This is a genomic window from Phormidium pseudopriestleyi FRX01 (genome assembly GCF_017313335.1).
GTDB classification, from domain to species: Bacteria; Cyanobacteriota; Cyanobacteriia; order Cyanobacteriales; family Laspinemataceae; genus Laspinema; species Laspinema pseudopriestleyi.
Genome location: NZ_JAFLQW010000027.1, coordinates 1 through 17336 on the forward strand (window position 1 = coordinate 1; position 17336 = coordinate 17336).

The window sequence follows — 17336 nt, forward strand, 5'->3', positions numbered from 1 at the left end:
CTCATCTCCACCCTAACTCACGACAAACCCAGAGACGACGGAGTTCAACCCTTAAATACCCCCAATAAACCGATTAGGACTTAACATATTTTCCGAATCAAACTGCCGCTTAATCTTTCGCATCACCTCAAAACCATTTCCCTGATAACCCCAAACATCGACCTGATTTTTAACGGAAATTGGTGCAACCATTACACTTAAAAAACCTCCAGAAGATTGACAGAGTTGCCGCATGGATAAAACCGACTCCGTAAGCGTCCCCTCGGCAAACCGTAACCAACCCAACCCACTACTCAGATGAATTTGACCCAACCCACTGCCATCAGAAAGTGCCGCAAATTTTGATAAAGCTGCCACCGCTTCTGTAGGACGTACTCCTATTTTGCAGCCGATCGCCCCCAATGTGCCAGTCGGTTGCATTCGTTCTCTCAATCCTTGCCATAAATCCGCCTCGTCCTTCTCGGTATGACAAGTCCCCTTTAATTCTAACGTTTCCCCAACCGCCAACAGCCGCGCCGATTGTTCTTGCACACTTGAAGCTACACTTTGGAAGCGCGCCACTAATCCCATTTGTTCCCCTCTCCCCAATTGCTTCACCAATCCAGGAGACAACAAATCCGCTGCAGTCGGGGTGAGTGCCGAAGCGAGTAAAGTTTGACTAGCCTCGGCGATCGCTGCTGTATCCCCGGACAACATCACCGTTCCCGATGCCTCCAGTTGAGGATAAACTCTAAATGTGACTTGACAAATCATCCCCAATGTGCCATAAGACCCGGTGAATAATTTCATCAAATCGTATCCTGCCACATTTTTGACCACGCGCCCCCCGGCCTTAGCCAACTCGCCATCCGATCGCACAAAGGAAACTCCCAGCAGTTGATCTCGCACTCCCCCATAGCGTTGTCGCCAACTTCCTGCATCCCCGGTGGCAACAATTCCTCCCAAGGTAGCGCGATCGCCATAAGCTGGATCTAAGGCCAAAAACTGACCCGAATCAGCCAGAATAGATTGTAACGAGGCTAAACTCATCCCCGCTTCCACCGTCACCGTTAAATCATTCACAGCGTGTTCGATGAGGCGATTCAGACGTGCGGTACTCAAAATTACCTGCACTCCAGCAGTCACCCCACCCCAATCGATTTTACTCAAGGCCCCTGCTGGGACCAACGCCCACCGATTGGCAGCAATAGAGGCGATCGCCTCAGCTAATTGTGCTTGAGTTGAGGGATAGGCAATGCAATGGGGTAGGGAAGACTCAGGAAAAGCCAGACGGAGACGCTGTTGGGTAGGCGAATCCAGACTATCCCACTCGATAACACCGTCGGAACCAAGAATACTCGATAAAGTTTGGGCGATCGCTGACATTATAGAACTATTGAACCCTAGGACATCTCTTACTATCTTTGCACTCTCCACTCTAAAAATTAAACTCTAAAATTTATGACCATTTTTGCTAAACTAATCGGACAACCCCAGGCTGTCGAACTCCTAAATCAGGCAGTAAACCGCGATCGCATTGCACCCGCCTATCTCTTTGCCGGTGCTCCCGGTGTGGGTCGAAGTTTGGCAGCGCGGTATTTCCTCGAACTCCTCCTCACCGCCAGAAATCCCGGCACAACCCCTGCCTCCACCCGCAAACTAGAAAATCATCCCGATTTACTCTGGATAGAACCCACCTATCTGGATAAAGGCAAAATGCTCACCGCCACAGAAGCAGCAGCAACCGGATTTAAGCGCAAATCCCCCCCGCAAATTCGTCTCGAACAAATCCGTCAAATCGGGGAATTTTTAGGTCGCCATCCCCTAGAAGCCCTCCGCAAGGTTGTCGTCCTAGAAGAGGCACAAACCATGAAAGAAAGCGCTGCCAATGGATTGCTCAAAACCCTTGAAGAACCGGGACGAGCAAGTATAATCCTGATTGCACCGGGAATTGATTCTCTCCTCCCCACCTTAGTCTCTCGATGTCAGCGGATTCCCTTTTATCGCCTCACTGATGCACAGATGGGGGAAGTTTTGGCAACTGTGGGATACCCGCAGATTTTGGAGAATCCGGCGGTGTTGGCAATGGCGCAGGGGTCTCCCGGAACGGCGATCGCCTGTTGGGAAAAACTCCAGGAAATCCCTGCCGAACTTCTGGAAAAACCCCTGAAACCCTCCCTCTCCACCAAACAAGCATTAGAAATAGCCAAAGAAATCGATCGCACTCTCGACAATGAGGCGCAACTTTGGCTGATTGAATACCTACAACAAGCGTACTGGTTATCGTCCCAACAGCGAGGGACCTTCAACACTCATCCCCTCCATCTCCTCGATCGCGCCAGACGCTATCTCCTCAGTTATGCCAGTCCCCGCCTCGTCTGGGAAGTCACTCTCATGGGGATGAAGGGATGAGGATTCCAGATTTTTGGGGGTTGGCACAAATTGCTTGTGCAACAGAGCAACCTCTGCTAAGATGAACTTATGCGGACGTGGCGGAATTGGTAGACGCGCTAGATTTAGGTTCTAGTGTCTTTGATGTGGGAGTTCGAGTCTCCCCGTCCGCACTTAATAAACTATAGAGAGTCTAGCTTTTGGGGAAGTTAGACTTCTTGCTTTTTTGGGTTTAGATATTGCTTTTTGGCTATCACTTGGGTATCATGCCTATGTTGACGCGCTAAAGTTTTAATAGCTAAGGCTTTTACAAGAGCATTGAAAGAGACTGTAAGTATTGAAGTATTCCGTAACAAGCTACGGTTACAACGACCAAGAACATTAGGGACTAAGAAACGATATATCAGCACTGGATTAGATATCCTGAAAACTGGAAGAAAGCACAGATTACAGCATGGGAGATTGAGACGGATATAGATACAGGTTATCTAAACCTCTCTCTGGAGAAATATCAGCCTAAACCCATCTTACTGTATATTAATGGGATTAATCTGAAGCAAATACCAGACTTATCAAAACTGTGGGGAGACTCTACAGAATACAGAAAGCCTCAAGTTGCTGAAACCACTTTAAGAATCCAGTACACTGCAATTCAAAGCCCCATCGGAAAAATTCCTATAATCTGGGGTTTGACGCGCTGCCAAAAAGAATGTAGACTATAAGTCACCATACGATAATGTGTATTTATGATAGATTACATGACAAGTAGAGATAAAGATTATAAGAAAATTAGTCTAGCAATAAGAAAACATATTCATACCGAAACCGAGGATGCTATATTAGCCCAGGGTAATTCACTAGAAATTATTAAATTAATTCCTGATAATTCAGTTTCCCTCATTTTAACGGATCCACCCTATCATGTGACAAAGAAAAAGAATATTTATGGTGATACCCGCTTCAAAAAAGATGCTCATTATTTAGAATGGATAAAATCTTATTCAAAAGAGTGGCGACGAATTCTAAGGCAAAATGGCTCTTTTTTTTTGTTCTGTGATTCCTCTATGGCAGCTCGTTTAGAAGTTCTTTTTTCAGAAGATTTTAACATTTTGTCCCATATTGTTTGGACAAAACCAAACGATCCAGGGTTTGATGGTTGGAAAGGAAAAATGAAAAAAGAATCTTTACGACAGTGGTATCCTCATTCAGAGAGAATCATCTTTGCTGAACCAGCTATTGAAGGCAATCTACATCGCTCTCCCTTTGGTGAATTTCTGCGAGATGTAAGAACAAAAGCAGGATTATCAGGCCATCAGCTTACTGAGAGTATTGGTGCTTATGGAAAAGTAAATCATGGAGGTGCAGTTTCTAATTGGGAAGCGGGAAGGAATACGCCTAGTAGAGAGCAATACCAAAAAATTTGTGAAGCAGTCATAAGCACTGGAAAAATAGATGTTATGCCACCTTATGAAGATGTAATTAGAGTCTTCCAGGTTGATGGCACCAAAGAATATACTGATGTCTGGACATTTCCTTCTGTAAGACCATATAAAGGCAAACATCCTGCTGAAAAACCATTAGATATGTTGAAACATGCAATAGAGGCTACAACTTATAAGAGAGATATTGTCTTAGACTGCTTTGCTGGCTCTGGTAATACGTCAATTGCAGCTAAAATCTTAGCCAGAAAAAGTATTTCTATAGAGATAGAAGAAAAATGGGTAAATAGTATTTCAGAGAGACTACAAGCCGTTGCAACTATTGGCAGTCAAATCCCTGAAGATCTTATAAAGGCAGCGGTATCAAACTACCAACTAACCCTTTTTTAAACGGAAAAATGGCCGTTTTCAATATTTTTACTCAAGACTTCATGCATCCATGTTAGAGTATGGTCTATTCCACTGTCTTTAACGACAACATTACAGTGATGATGACCCCACCCAAGGTTATAGGTTTTATGATTATATTCACCAAATCTTAGCTCTCTAATGTGAAATAAGTTGACCTTAGTTACCGTTAAATCATGTACTTCTCTACCTGTTGCTTGTATTAATCTTTTACAAAAGTCATAGCTTGAAAGACGTTCTAAGCATAAAGGACAAGTAGTATAACCTTCATTATTAATCAGACGCGCTTGCTGTAAACGATTATTATCTAACAGTTCCTTCGAGTTTGCTTCTGTGAAACAGTAATCTCTCCTTCTAGTAGCTTCATCAATTTCCATGCCCAATTCACAGACTGAATCAAGGGAATTATAGCACATCCAAAAAAGTGCTTCTAGTTGTAGAGAGCATTCTTTAATTTGTGTCTAAGATGCGTATTCAAATAGTCGAATACCAGCACCTTTCATGCTAGTTTTATTAAAGCCTCTACAAATTTTTTCACCATTTGTACTTGAAGTAGTAGCTGCAACTCGTGCTACATAATTACCTTGTAAAGGATTTGTCCTATTATTTGCAAGGTTCCATCCTAACCGCTCAGGATTATATTTTCCCCAGTCTAAACGCTTTTGGTAAAACACCAGGGCGTTTACTCCTAAAGTCAAAGACCTTTCTTGCAGATCAGATTCAATGTTTGAATTTGTAAAGTAGTCTTGCGGTTTGATTAGGCATATAAATCCCTTTTCAAAGCAACTTTCACCTGAAGGTGGCAAGCTTACTTGATCCCAAAACTCATAGGGAATCAACACAGTGTTGTTTCGGTTTACACGATTTTGGTATATTACATCATTGTCAGATCCACGTGTTTGTCCCGTTTTATAAATCTTATCCTTTAGGACCTGAGGTAAAGTTGGAGGATTCTTAAGTTTAGACATCTATATCTTTAGTCAGGTTGGTCTTCAAGTAGCTTTTTCAAAAAACTCTCAAGTGAGCAATCTAAGGCAAAAATTATCAATTCCAGAGACTCAAGAGTTATATTCCTGACCCCGCGTTCAACTCCAGAAATATAGGTTCTATCAAGACTCGCTCTTTCAGCAAGTTCTTCTTGACTCAATCCTTTAGCTTTACGAAGTTGTTTTACCGTATAAGCCACTCTGTTAATTAATTCACGGGTCACGTTTAGCACCTGGTAATTAAATCAAAATAATCTCATCCCGATGGCTATAAGTCCACGGACTATAAGTCACAAGAGGCTCTTCAGGATTGAGGGTGATAAGTTTCTCTAATCAATGAGGAGTCGGGTGCACCAGATTAGAAGCTGAAACTCATATAAATGAAGACTTATAGCTCCTTCGGTTGAAAAATAGAGTCTGATAAGTCCGCCCAATCCTGAAAAAATCATTAAATTTAGTTACCTGGGTCCAAGTTAAGCTCTAAACTGATAAAACTTAGGTGTTTTGTGGGACCCACCCTTTCAACATAAAAATTTTTGAGCTTCTGTTTATGGAAAATCATCTCAAGTTAATACTGGGCTTACTTGAAGTGACCGTTGGAGAATGTTCAACGCTAGAAGATGGGATTTACCTAAACATTAAATTGACCCACTTAGGAACACACTGTCCTGTATGTCAAAGCTATACCACCGAAATCAATCAAAATCGTAAAATCCTAGTATGAGACCTTCCTGGTTCTGATAAAGTCACCTATTTGCGGGTCCCCCGTCGATAATTTTATTGTCGTCATTGTCAAAAGTATTTCACAGAAAAACTGCCTTGGATAGAGTGGAAGCGGCGGCGTACTTTGCCAGAGGAAAAAATATTTTTGAGCGTGTCAAACAGTAAGGTGGGCTTTCTCCCACCCTACAATTGCGTTTAAACGCCAAATTTAGGATGTTCTTCTTCTGCTAAACTTGACCTGCAATCCATCCCGAGGAGAGGGGGTGGGTACGGTGACTAATTCTAAATTTTGGTCTGGCAATAATTCCCAGTCATAACTGTGGACTAAATGGGTTCCGAAGACCCGCAAGACTAACATCGCAAATGCTTTCCCCACACATTCTCGCGCACCTCCGCCAAAGGGGATGAACCCAAAGGCTTTTTGCTTCTCTTCCGTCCGGTCTAAACTGAAGCGATCGGGGTCAAATTCCTGGGGATTGGGATAAATTGAAATATCTTTATGGGTTTGATTAATCTGATACAAAACCATCCAACCCTCGGGTATTTGATAGTCATTAAATTCACAAGATTTGACCACTCGGCGAAATCCACCGCCAACGGGTGGCACTAATCGCAAGACTTCTTTAATGACCTGTTCTAAGTAGGTCATTTCTTTGAGCATCTCCATCGTGAGAGTGCCTGTAAATCCTACTTTTTGCTGCTCTTCTCGGAGTTTGGTAATCACTTGGGGATGTTGTGCCAGCAATAGACAGAAGGAACAAAGGGAGGAGGTTAGGGTTTCATGACCGGCAAAGAGGAGTAGCAATACTTGGTCTTTGAGTTCCTCTATGGTTAATCCATTTCCCTCTTCATCTTTTGCGGCTAAGAGGAAGCCTAAAGCATCATTTCTAAACTCAGTTTCTTGCTGGCGACGATGCAGGAGTTCTTCTATTTTTTCTAGGAGTAATGTCCGGCAGCGGAGGGCTTTTCCAAATTGAGTCCAAGGTAGATTAAGGGGAATCGAAAATAATCCTTCACACCAGGTTTTAAAAATTTGGCTGAGATAGGCGGTTTCGGATCCGGTTTCAGTGCCAATTAATAAGCTGCTGGCAATGTCAAACATATAGGTTCGGAGTAATGGATACCAGGTCATTTCTCCTGGGGTTTCCCATTGTTTGAGATAGCGATCGGTGAGTTGTTCCATACCGGGAAGATATCCGGCGATCGCCTTGGGAAGAAATGCCTGGACCATTAAGCGCCTTCTACTGGTATGTTCGTCGCCGCTTTGGGTGGCAAGGGATTGGGGACCGAGTAAGGTGCGGGTACTATAAGGCCAAGTGGCGCTAAAATAGCTGTTGTCATGGGTGAACAAAAAGCGATTCGCCTCCGAACCGCTGATCATGACAGTGCGCTGTCCAAGAATGTTGGTTTTGTACACCAACCCGTATTTGTTTTGACGCTTGTCGTTGAAGTCAGCATCGCGCAAAAAGCTCAGGGTTTCGCCAATTAAAGGGAATCCGAATGTCCCCGGGGGTAGGGGAAGCGATCGCAGGGTCTCGTTGGAAGTCATGGGTTTGTCTGTCTCGAAATTACTCCCTCTCTATTTTGACACTGGAAGGCAAGAAAGTGAAACCAAATCCAATATTGGTAGATAAATTGATGACATTTCTCTACTCTTTTAGCATTATGGATTTGCGGTAGAAGCAGGGGGAGTGATATTAATAAAAGGCAATGCTCCATTACCACCCATCACCATCGGAAACTGTCCATTCCACTTTTCAATTGCTTCTTTTTGGAGAATCGATGGAGTCAAATTTTCTCGTAACAATCGTTGGGATTCGGCTTGACCTTTGGCCCGATTAATATCAGCAAAGGCTTCTTGTTCGGCTTTTTGGGCAATAAATGAAGCTCGTCTGGCTTCTTGTTCAGCAATTTGTTTGGCTTCAATAGCTTTAGCAAATTCGGGAGAAAATTCGATATTTACCAACGAAATAGCATCAACTAAAACGCCATAATTAGCCAGTCTTTCCCGAATATCGCTATCGATTTCTTCTTTTAACTCCCCGCGTCGCGTGATGATTTCTTCGGCATTGTTTTTAGCCGTAGCGGCTTTAACTACTTCGGAAACGGCGGGGGAAATAATCAGATTGACAATTTGAGTTTCATCGCCAATGGTCTGATAAACGGTATTCACTTTAGTGGCATCCACGCGCCAATTGAGGGCGACGTTAATGGTAACATACTGTAAATCTTTAGAAGCAGCATCAGCTTTGAGTTCGTCTTTTTGGACCCGCACGCTGAGGGTTTCCACACGAGTGACCAAGGGAATAATTCCGTGGATGCCTTCATCCAGGATGTCTTCCTGGACTTTTCCAAATTTCATAACGACGCCGCGTTCCCCGGCGTTGATAATCACAAATGGCTTTAAATTGGCGGCTAAGATTAAAAAGAAAATCGCCCCAATCACGGAACCGGAAATCAAGAAAATGGTCTTGGAATCGTAAGAATAACTGGTTTTAGCTGGCATTTTGATTAACCTTAATGATGTTGAAATTTACTGTGGCGAGGAAACACCCCATCCCGAACTTTTATGAAATTTTTCTTAAGTTTTTAAGAAGTCAAGTCCAGAGGGGTCTAGGGTTGACCTTGATGCTTCCAGGGACTTGTTCGCTATTTCTGTCCCCCACAACTTGATACAAATTGAGTGACTCTTAAAATATTAAACCGAAATCAAGAAGATTGTCCCAAAAGTAATAAAATGTTATGAAAAATTGAAAAAACCCAAAGTTGGCCGCAGACGGTGGAGGAGGCGACGGCGATTCAGGAACAGTTACGGGGACAGGTGATTGATGGGATGGGTGGCACTCCCCAATCCTGACTCTCGGAAACCACGCGGATGAGCGATCGCCTCCCTTGGAGTTAGGAAAATTCCGCAAAAGCGATCGCGATCGCTTTTGCGGCCAGATTTGGGTCACAGCTAGATTTGATCACGATCGCACCTGGAAGGTTCAGGCGATCGCTGTGCTTTGGGAATTTCTAGGAGATAATAACAATATTCAAGAAGCGATCGCTGTTAATAATAAGCGATGGGAGGGTTCTGCCATGACAGCTCATTTCCAATTTATTGATTCCCCTAATCAGGGTCACGGAAATCGGGACGCAGAACAAGTGATTTTTCATCAAAATTTGCAAAAATTTAGTAATCGCGTCAGTATCCTCAGTAGTTTGGCAACGGGTGGAAAAATTTCTTTAGAAGATGCTTTTGCCAAAATGAATACCCTATGGGAGGATTTGAGTGAGACCGTCCCCTAGGGAAATTGTGGTAATTTTCCATTCGCTTCGGCAGGGGTCAATGGGACCGGGAGTGCGACTTGATGGCGATCGCCCGAGGTGTTGGGAGTGCGAGCATCTTGCTCGCTATAGCAATCCTAAATGATTTATGCCCTCTCCTGCTCCCCTCTCCCCCTTCTCTTCGGCGGCCCAAAGGGGGAGAGGGGAGCTTAAGATGTCATAAATCATTTAGGATTGCTATATAGATCTAATTCGCTACCGATGCTTTAGGAAAAGACTGCTGATGCTCAAAGAGGAACCGGAGGCGATCGCAAGTATGAAGATTCGTTAAACCTAGTCCATCGAAGGAGGTAACCAGGTACAGTTTCAACAGAAGCAATCAACCGGAAAACACCTCAAAGCATCGGGACCCGGTGGAGAGGATGACACACGGGGTTTTTTGCCCTCATAGTGGCTTAGGGAACTCCAAAAAATAAAATACTCAAAACCCACACCCATGCATGGTGGGGCTACACGGACGAAGCCTGCCAAAGCCGGCTGAAGATAGGTCTTTAATTCCTAAATTTGGATAATTTATTTTTTGGAATCCCCTTAAACTCAATCTTTTCTGTGCAGAAGTCGAAAGCGCTGTGAATTCCCCACCTTTTCCAGAAAGCGGATAAGGGATAAGGGATTCGTGGAATGGTCTGATTCTATACTTGCCGCTGTATCGAAAAAAGCTAGATAATAAAGAAATCTTCCCGAGTCAGGGACGGGGAAAACAGGTGCTGCTACTATGGAAACTTGCGATCGCTATGCATGAACTAACCCTAAAGTGGATTGAAGCCGGTGAGATCAGAACTCAAACCTTATGGGATAAGCAACCGAGCAAACATCCGGGGACCGTCCGGATCGGTCGCGATCCGACTCGCTGCGATATTGTTTTGCTCCATTCGACGGTATCTGGGTTGCACGTTGAAATCTTTTATGATGCCCAGAAAAGTTATTTTTATCTGAGAAATCTTCGACTCAGCAATCCTTCTAAAGTGGATGGACAAATTTTGGCCCAGGGTGAGACGATGTTAACCCAAGGAAGCATCATTTGTTTGGGACAAGTCAAACTCAAAGTCATTGCGATTGACCCGAGGTTCTCCCCGACTGTCGCCGTTTCTACCCCAGAGGATGATCATAGCGAGTCCTCCATCAGTCAACCCCTGCGCCGTCGCATTTCCCGCAAACCTCTCCCGACCTATGGTTTAAAATGTCCGAATTGCCAGAAGATTTCTAATTATAAACTTCTCGATTTTGGTTGTCCCTGGTGTGGCACCTCATTGGACTCGGCTAAGAGCGTTTTGATGTCAACTCATGGTGATTGAGGGGAGAGAGGAGGGTTCATAGCGTTGGGTTCATAATGTTACCATAACTCGGAAACTTTCCCTGTGAAAAGTCTGTGAAAAAATCTGAATCTCCCCTCAATAGCATTTGGCTATTTCTGATGGTAGGGTCTACCGTCGTAGCAGCAATGCGCGGGACTCTGCCTGAATTGACAGAAGCGGCATTTGAGTCGGCGGCGAATGCAGTGACCCTGGCGATCGGGTTAATTGGGGCTTTAGCCTTGTGGTTGGGAATTCTGCGGGTGGTGGAAGTGGCGGGAGTCATGGAGGCGATCGCCCGAGGGATTCGTCCCTTGATGATCCGACTGTTTCCAGATATTCCCCCGGATCATCCGGCGATGTCTGCCATTATCTTAAATATCTCCGCCAATGCTTTGGGGTTAGGGAATGCCGCCACTCCCATTGGACTCAAAGCCATGAACGAACTAAATCGCCTGAATCCCACCCCGGGCACCGCCACCAATGCCATGTGCTTATTTTTAGCTATTAACACTTCCTCGGTGACCATTTTACCCATTGGGGCGATCGCCGTGCGGGCCTCTGCTGGGGCCACCAATCCCGGGGCCATTATTATTCCCTCAATCATTGCCACCTGTGCCTCAACCGCTGTCGCGATTCTGGGGGCTAAATTTCTCGCACATCGTAATCGGGACTCTGATCCAAATCCCCCCGTAATTGTCCCTGAATCGGACTCAGACAGCCCCTCAGAACCGGCAGAATATGCCCAACCATTAGAACCCTTAGAACCCCCGGGACTCGTGGGACGCTTGTTTTTTGGGGGGTTAATTGTGCTATTTTTTGGCGCAATTCTTTATCGCTTAACCATCGCTGGAACGGCAGGATTAGAAACCACCCAAATCATTGAGGCGATTTCTAATGGATTGTTACCTCTGGTGATTTGTAGCTTCCTGCTGATTGGATACTTTCGGGGAGTGAAAGTCTATGAAGTGTTAACCGAAGGTGCGAAAGAAGGGTTTGATATTGCTGTGAGAATTATCCCGTTTCTCGTGGCAATTTTTGTGGCGATCGGGATGTTTCGCAGCAGTGGCGCATTGGATGTGATGACGGCAGCTTTATCCCCCGTCACCAACTTGATTGGGATGCCACCGGAAGCCTTGCCGATGGCGCTAATTCGGCCCTTATCGGGGAGTGGAGCATTTGGAGTGATGGCAGAAATCGTGGAGAATGACCCCGATGGCTTCTTGTCTTACTTAGTTTCTACCATGCAAGGTTCGACGGAAACAACGTTTTATGTGATGGCGGTTTATTTTGGAAGCATTGGGGTGATGCGGACGCGCCACACCTTACCCGCTGCCCTTTTAGCCGATGTGACGGGGATTCTCGCCTCTTTGCTGATTTGTCATCTCACATTTTGAGGGGTGGGTAGCGGTTGAGATTCGCGGAAAAAACAACCCACCGGGTTGTAGGGGCGCATTGCGCCCCTACAAATACACCTTGATAGGTCTAGCATTGTCCACCCTACAATTGCTCAGTTGGGATTATACTCAATCTCGCTTAATTATCAGTCAATTCCCCTTACTTTTCCAGTTGAAACCAGGCGGTTAAGGCTACGGCTAAGGCATCGGCTGCATCATCGGGTTTGGGAATGGTTTCTAAATTTAATTCCCGCGCTACGGCTTGTTGCACTTGATATTTATCCGCATTACCATAGCCGGTAATGCCTTGTTTAATTTGGGCGGGAGTATATTCAACCAAGGGTAATTGATGTTGCGCCACCACGAGTAAAATCACCCCTCGCGCTTGGGCGACTAAAATGGTATTTCCCATGCGATAAAAGAACAATTTTTCCGCCGCTACTAAGTCGGGTTTAAATTGCTCAATGAGGGCGTGCATATCTTCATAAATCGTACATAACCGCTGGCCGAGGTCGGTTTTGGCGGGGGTTTGAATAATGCCAAAATCTAGCAGAGAAACCGTTTCGCTGCGACTTCTGCCCGGTCCTCCGGTTTGAGCGGCGATCGCCCCAAATCCTAATGTAGCTAAACCTGGATCTAATCCTAAAATTCGCTTTTCCATAACCGTTGAATGTAGAGGCGCTTGAGGTGGTTTTGAGCAACATAAACCCCAGCGCCACTACACCGATTTAACCTTCAGTTGGCATTTCTACGCCAAAGACACTGCTAAAGACTTTTTGAACCTTAGAACCACTATCAATGGATTCCAAGGGGTCTTTGCGTAAGCGGTGACGCAGACACAGGGTAATCACGCGACGGATATCGTCTAGGGTGACTTCTGTGCGTCCTTCTAATGCGGCGATCGCCTTGGCAGCGCGGTTGGTGACAATATCTCCGCGCAACCCATCCACATCAAGTTCAGAACAAACCTGGGAAATTTGGACGCGCATTTCATAATCCAAATTCACTGAAGGCAACAGGTTTTGAGCATCAATTAGCGTTTGCTGTAACGCTTGTTGTTCTGTTTCGTGTTGTTCCAAATAGGTTTGAGGATTTTGGTCAAATCCCGAGCGTTCTTCGACGATTTTCACCCGTAAAGCGGGTTCCTTCACCGTGCGGATTTCAGCGTGCATCCCGAAGCGATCGAGCAATTGGGGGCGCAATTCTCCTTCCTCGGGGTTACCGGACCCCACGAGTACAAATCGCGCCGGGTGACGAATGGAAATCCCTTCCCGTTCAACGGTATTCCATCCAGAAGCAGCAGAGTCTAATAAGACATCCACGAGGTGATCATCGAGGAGGTTGACTTCATCCACATAGAGGATACCGCGATTGGCTTTGGCTAAAAGACCCGGTTCAAAGGCTTTTACCCCTTCCGAGAGGGCTTTTTCAATATCAATCGTCCCACAAACCCGGTCCTCCGTAGCACCGAGAGGGAGGTCAATCATTTGGACCTTACGCTGCATCAGGGGCAATGTTTCTCCCCGAGAGGCGCGATCGCGCACAACATCACTCATCAGTTCAGGATCCGAGGGATGACTGTTGAAGGGGTCATCTGCCACGACTTCAATTTCTGGCAGCAGATCAGTTAAGGCGCGGATGGTAGTAGACTTGCCAGTGCCGCGATCGCCCATAATCATCACCCCGCCAATCTTGGGGTCAATGACATTTAGCAGCAATGCCAGTTTCATTTCTTCCTGCCCCACAATAGCAGTAAAGGGAAACACAGCACGCCGCGCGATCGCGGGTTGAGTTGGAATAGCTTGGGCAATCGGACTCACGACTTTACCTATATTTCTATCTATTTTTGGATGCCGTTTCTCATTGTGCCATTGTTTAACCCCCCTTGTCTGTCCTTATTGCGATCGGGCTTAAAAAAGGGCCTTGTTCCGGACCAACAGTGACTCAGACATGGCTGTGATTACCAGGTGGGGTCTGACTTTAATAAGACTTCAATTTGTTCTGCCGGTAAAGGTTTGGCGAAAAAGTACCCTTGACCGCACTCACAGCCGAGCGATCGCAATTGGGCCAATTGTTCCACTGTTTCCACCCCTTCGGCAATTACGTCCATTTTTAAATTATGAGCTAGGGCAATAATAGTTTTAACAATGGCTGAATTTTGGTCCCCTTCCCCCATCCGCATCACAAAGGACCGATCAACTTTTAAGGTATCCGTGGGAAATCGGTGCAAATAACTTAAGGATGAATAACCTGTGCCAAAATCATCAATGCCTAATTTTAAATTTAAGGCTTTCATTTCAGACAGCATCTCTATCGCCAACTCGACCTCATCCATTACCACACTTTCAGTTATTTCTAACTTCAAACAAGCCGGATCAAGATGGGTTTGGTCTAAAGTTCGTTTGATGACCTCAATCAGATCAGGTTGAGCAAACTGCTTCCCAGAAAGATTCACACTTACCATTAACGGCGGATCAGTTGGAAATTCTTGTTGCCATTTACAAATTTGCCAACAGGCAATCACGAGCACCAATTCACCCAACGGCACAATGGAACCCGTTTCCTCGGCAACGGTGATAAATTCACCGGGAAACACTAAACCCCGTTGCGGATGTTGCCAACGCACAAGGGCTTCAAATCCGCTAATTTTTCCTGATTTTAAATCAACCAAGGGCTGATAATAGACCAAAAACTCAGATTCAATCTGACCATTGACTGGGGTCGCCCCGGCATTAATAGCGCGACGCAGGTCTGTTTCAAGCTGAAATCGCGCCACGGCATTATTTTGCATGGCACTTTCAAAGACTTGAGGGCGAGATTTGCTCAATGCTTTAGCGCGATACATGGCGGTGTGAGCATCTCGTAATAAATTCCGGGAGTCATCGGCATGACCGAGGGCCATGCCAATGCTGGCGGTGGTATAGATAGCTTGACCTTTCAGGGTAAAGGGTCGGGCAATTTGGTGGTAAAGGGATTCGCCAATGTTGACGGCATCTTCGCCACGGTAGAGATTGTCCAGGAGAAGGGCAAATTCATCCCCTCCGACTCGGGCGAGGGTGACTATTTCAATGCTATCGGTCCTGGGTTGGCGCATCAGGGCCCGGATTCGTTCGCCGATCGCAATCAACAGTAGATCCCCCATTTCATGGCCGAGTCCATCATTGATAATTTTAAATCTGTCTAAATCTAGGAATAATACTGCTAATAACCGAGGTACGGGGGGTAATTTAGAGTCTAAAGAGACAACAGAAGATTTTGTGTCTTGAAGTGTTTGCTGGAGCTTTCCTAAAGTTAGGAAAAAGGGGAGAGTCTTCGGTTGCGATCGCCGATAGGCGCGGTCCAGTTCATTCATGAATGCAGTGCGATTCGGCAGTCCCGTCAAGTCATCATGAAACGCGGTATAGAGTAATTTTGAGGCAACAACTCCACTCATGGCGATCGTAAAGGCAACCGTCGGGGCAGCGGTGGGAATCCATCCGCCGGTGTGAAATAACCCAAATCCAATCGTGACAATGCCTGCAACTCCGAATATGACCCCTAAACCCAGTTTTAGGGGATGTTGAATCTGCCACGCTACCAGCCCACCAATGACGCCACAAGTAGCAATCCATAAAATCTCAATCCAGTTGGGTAAAAACCAAAAAACTGGCTTTCCATCAAGGGCGCTACTCAGGAGTTGACTTACCATTTGAGCTTGTACTCTCACCCCGGGCATTTTAAAGGTTTCTGTTTCCGTTTTGATGCCGTAGGGGGTAAAAAATAAATCTTTTTCACTGGATGCCGTTGTCCCAATTAAAACAATTTTATCTTTGATTAAACTGGGATCAACTTCGCGATTTAAGACTTGGGTGAGGGTAACTTCAGGAGAAATCGAACCGGGCGATCGATAGTTGAGCAGGATTTGATACCCATTGGCATCAACGGTTTTATACCCCCCGGAATGAGACGCTAATGGAGTTAGGTTGGCTTTTCCTAACACAATTCCCTGGGGATGGGTGGGACTATTGTCGATCGCAATACCGCGATCGCTCAGATACTTCAGGACCACTCGCAAGGCAAAGGAGTAGAACGTTTTTCCCTCTTCGTCCTGGGCAAAGAGTAAATTTCGGCGGGCAATGCCATCGGGATCATTGACAATATCATTAAATCCCACCGCCTCTGGGGAGAGATGGGGTGGGGATGGAACTCCCGGTTCCTGAGCATCAGAAAGTTTGGTAATGCCAATCACATTATCTAGGGATTGGAGTTGTAACCGTAAGTCTTGATGACCCGGAGACTGGGGGACATCCCGATACAAATCCAACCCAATCACTGCTGGTTCAAATTTATTGATTTCTTCCAATACTCGGGCGACAACGCGATCGGAAAGCGGCCATTTTTGTTGAGTTTGGATATCAGCTTCGGTAATTTTTACCAGTAATAATCGGTCATCAAGTCCTGGATTATACCAGCGATTTCGCATCATCCAATCATAGGTGACCAGTTCTAGGGGTTGAAACCCGCCAACTTCTCGAATGGTGAGAACGACTCCGATCGCAATAGCAATGGCGATCGCCACGGAACCCACGGGGGTATGCACCCGGTTGAGCTTGATTTTGGCAATCTGTTCATAAATCCCAGATGCCAACGAGTTGACTTGGCGAGAAAATTTATCAAGCACCGTTATTGGTTAAAAAAGTGGTTAAAAGAGGGGATGGAGTATCAAGTTAAAAGGAGCGATCGGCTCAATTGTGTTTTGCCTAATTCTGAGTCAGGTGTAGAGTCTGTTCCGGTCTAAATTCGGACCTTCTCGATCCTGCCTTCCCCTGCCCTAGATTGTCAATGGCCCAACTTAACTTTAAATCCACCCTCCATCCTTCTGGCAACCCCGTAAGCATTACCCGTGGCAATCTCAACCGGGCAACTCCCGCTCAACCTTACTATAGTATCGATAGGGGGATTCCCCCGAAGCGGGGTAAAATTCCCTCATCTAGTTCCAGGGGACTTTATTGAAGTATGGCAAATCAACTTCCGATTCCGGTTGTCGTCAATGGCGCGGGGGGCAAAATGGGCCGTGAAGTCGTTCAGGCGGTTTCTGAGGCTCCAGATATGATTTTAGTCGGTGCAGTCGATCGCAATCCTGAGTATCTGGGTCAAGATATTGGGGAAGTCATCGGATGTGGACCTTTAGAAATTCCGGTTTTAAATGACCTGGAAGGCACCCTGGGGATGGCACTTCAGGAAAAGCAATCGGCGGTGATGGTGGATTTTACCCATCCCAACACGGTTTATGAAAATACGCGGGCGGCGATCGCTTATGGGATCCGCCCCGTGATTGGCACCACCGGCATGAGTCCCGAACAGATTCAAGAACTCGCTGCCTTTGCGGAAAAATCTAGCATGGGTTGTGCC

13 protein-coding genes, 1 tRNA gene and 1 pseudogene are annotated in these 17336 nt (G+C 45.8%); 7 read left to right on the top strand and 8 right to left on the bottom strand.

The annotated features are described in order from the left end of the window. Positions 1-51 precede the first annotated feature (51 nt). On the bottom strand, positions 52-1416 hold the full coding sequence (locus J0895_RS00900; protein ID WP_340643420.1) for an FAD-binding oxidoreductase: 1365 nt from the start codon (positions 1414-1416) through the stop codon (positions 52-54). A 24-nt stretch (positions 1417-1440) separates the two neighbouring features. Here J0895_RS00900 and J0895_RS00905 point away from each other — a divergent pair, with 24 nt between their 5' ends. The 3 genes from J0895_RS00905 to J0895_RS00915 all read left to right on the top strand — a co-directional run bounded on the left by J0895_RS00905 (position 1441) and on the right by J0895_RS00915 (position 4199). Then, complete coding sequence (locus tag J0895_RS00905) at positions 1441-2391, top strand: DNA polymerase III subunit delta' (RefSeq protein WP_207086267.1); 951 nt, start codon at positions 1441-1443, stop codon at positions 2389-2391. 71 nt (positions 2392-2462) lie between these two features. Further along, positions 2463-2543: transfer RNA gene (locus tag J0895_RS00910), tRNA-Leu, on the top strand. 573 nt (positions 2544-3116) lie between these two features. Continuing rightward, positions 3117-4199 carry a DNA-methyltransferase gene (locus tag J0895_RS00915; RefSeq protein ID WP_207086268.1) on the top strand — a complete coding sequence of 361 codons (1083 nt, stop codon included), beginning with the start codon at positions 3117-3119 and terminating at the stop codon, positions 4197-4199. On the opposite strand, the pseudogene J0895_RS25555 reads toward J0895_RS00915, so the two are convergent. From J0895_RS25555 to J0895_RS00940, 4 genes and pseudogenes are all read right to left on the bottom strand, one after another. Next, positions 4196-5185 (bottom strand): annotated as a pseudogene (locus J0895_RS25555) (BstXI family restriction endonuclease). The gene J0895_RS00915 and the pseudogene J0895_RS25555 overlap by 4 nt on opposite strands. 8 nt (positions 5186-5193) lie before the next feature. Then, a complete protein-coding gene (locus J0895_RS00930) occupies positions 5194-5427 on the bottom strand; it encodes a helix-turn-helix domain-containing protein (protein WP_207086271.1) in 234 nt (77 codons plus the stop codon). 707 nt (positions 5428-6134) lie between these two features. Next, entirely contained in the window at positions 6135-7475 is a 1341-nt protein-coding gene (locus J0895_RS00935; protein ID WP_207086272.1) for a cytochrome P450, read from the bottom strand. A gap of 114 nt (positions 7476-7589) precedes the next feature. Further along, complete coding sequence (locus J0895_RS00940) at positions 7590-8432, bottom strand: prohibitin family protein (RefSeq protein ID WP_207086273.1); 843 nt, start codon at positions 8430-8432, stop codon at positions 7590-7592. A 386-nt stretch (positions 8433-8818) separates the two neighbouring features. Between J0895_RS00940 and J0895_RS25560 the strand changes: the two genes are divergently transcribed. The 3 genes from J0895_RS25560 to J0895_RS00955 all read left to right on the top strand — a co-directional run bounded on the left by J0895_RS25560 (position 8819) and on the right by J0895_RS00955 (position 11945). Then, on the top strand, positions 8819-9217 hold the full coding sequence (locus tag J0895_RS25560; RefSeq protein WP_242540955.1) for a DUF7219 family protein: 399 nt from the start codon (positions 8819-8821) through the stop codon (positions 9215-9217). A 743-nt stretch (positions 9218-9960) separates the two neighbouring features. Then, entirely contained in the window at positions 9961-10551 is a 591-nt protein-coding gene (locus J0895_RS00950) for an FHA domain-containing protein (RefSeq protein WP_340643421.1), read from the top strand. A gap of 74 nt (positions 10552-10625) precedes the next feature. Continuing rightward, a complete protein-coding gene (locus tag J0895_RS00955) occupies positions 10626-11945 on the top strand; it encodes a nucleoside recognition domain-containing protein (RefSeq protein ID WP_340643422.1) in 1320 nt (439 codons plus the stop codon). A 160-nt stretch (positions 11946-12105) separates the two neighbouring features. Here the strand turns inward: J0895_RS00955 and ruvC are convergent, their stop codons facing one another. From ruvC to J0895_RS00970, 3 genes are all read right to left on the bottom strand, one after another. Then, positions 12106-12606: a crossover junction endodeoxyribonuclease RuvC gene (gene ruvC / locus J0895_RS00960; RefSeq protein ID WP_207086274.1), complete on the bottom strand. Its 501-nt coding sequence runs from the start codon at positions 12604-12606 to the stop codon at positions 12106-12108. A 67-nt stretch (positions 12607-12673) separates the two neighbouring features. Continuing rightward, on the bottom strand, positions 12674-13765 hold the full coding sequence (gene bchI, locus J0895_RS00965; RefSeq protein ID WP_207086275.1) for a magnesium chelatase ATPase subunit I: 1092 nt from the start codon (positions 13763-13765) through the stop codon (positions 12674-12676). A 140-nt stretch (positions 13766-13905) separates the two neighbouring features. Beyond that, positions 13906-16605: an EAL domain-containing protein gene (locus J0895_RS00970; RefSeq protein WP_207086276.1), complete on the bottom strand. Its 2700-nt coding sequence runs from the start codon at positions 16603-16605 to the stop codon at positions 13906-13908. 335 nt (positions 16606-16940) lie between these two features. Between J0895_RS00970 and dapB the strand changes: the two genes are divergently transcribed. Beyond that, on the top strand, positions 16941-17336 hold a 396-nt coding region (gene dapB / locus J0895_RS00975), incomplete at its 3' end, for a 4-hydroxy-tetrahydrodipicolinate reductase (RefSeq protein WP_207086277.1).

Coding starts and splice junctions, on each gene's coding strand:
- J0895_RS00905 (WP_207086267.1), top strand. CDS start 1,441: ATGACCATTTTTGCTAAACTAATCGGACAACCCCAGGCTGTCGAACTC.
- J0895_RS00915 (WP_207086268.1), top strand. CDS start 3,117: ATGATAGATTACATGACAAGTAGAGATAAAGATTATAAGAAAATTAGT.
- J0895_RS00935 (WP_207086272.1), bottom strand. CDS start 7,475: ATGACTTCCAACGAGACCCTGCGATCGCTTCCCCTACCCCCGGGGACA.
- J0895_RS00940 (WP_207086273.1), bottom strand. CDS start 8,432: ATGCCAGCTAAAACCAGTTATTCTTACGATTCCAAGACCATTTTCTTG.
- ruvC (WP_207086274.1), bottom strand. CDS start 12,606: ATGGAAAAGCGAATTTTAGGATTAGATCCAGGTTTAGCTACATTAGGA.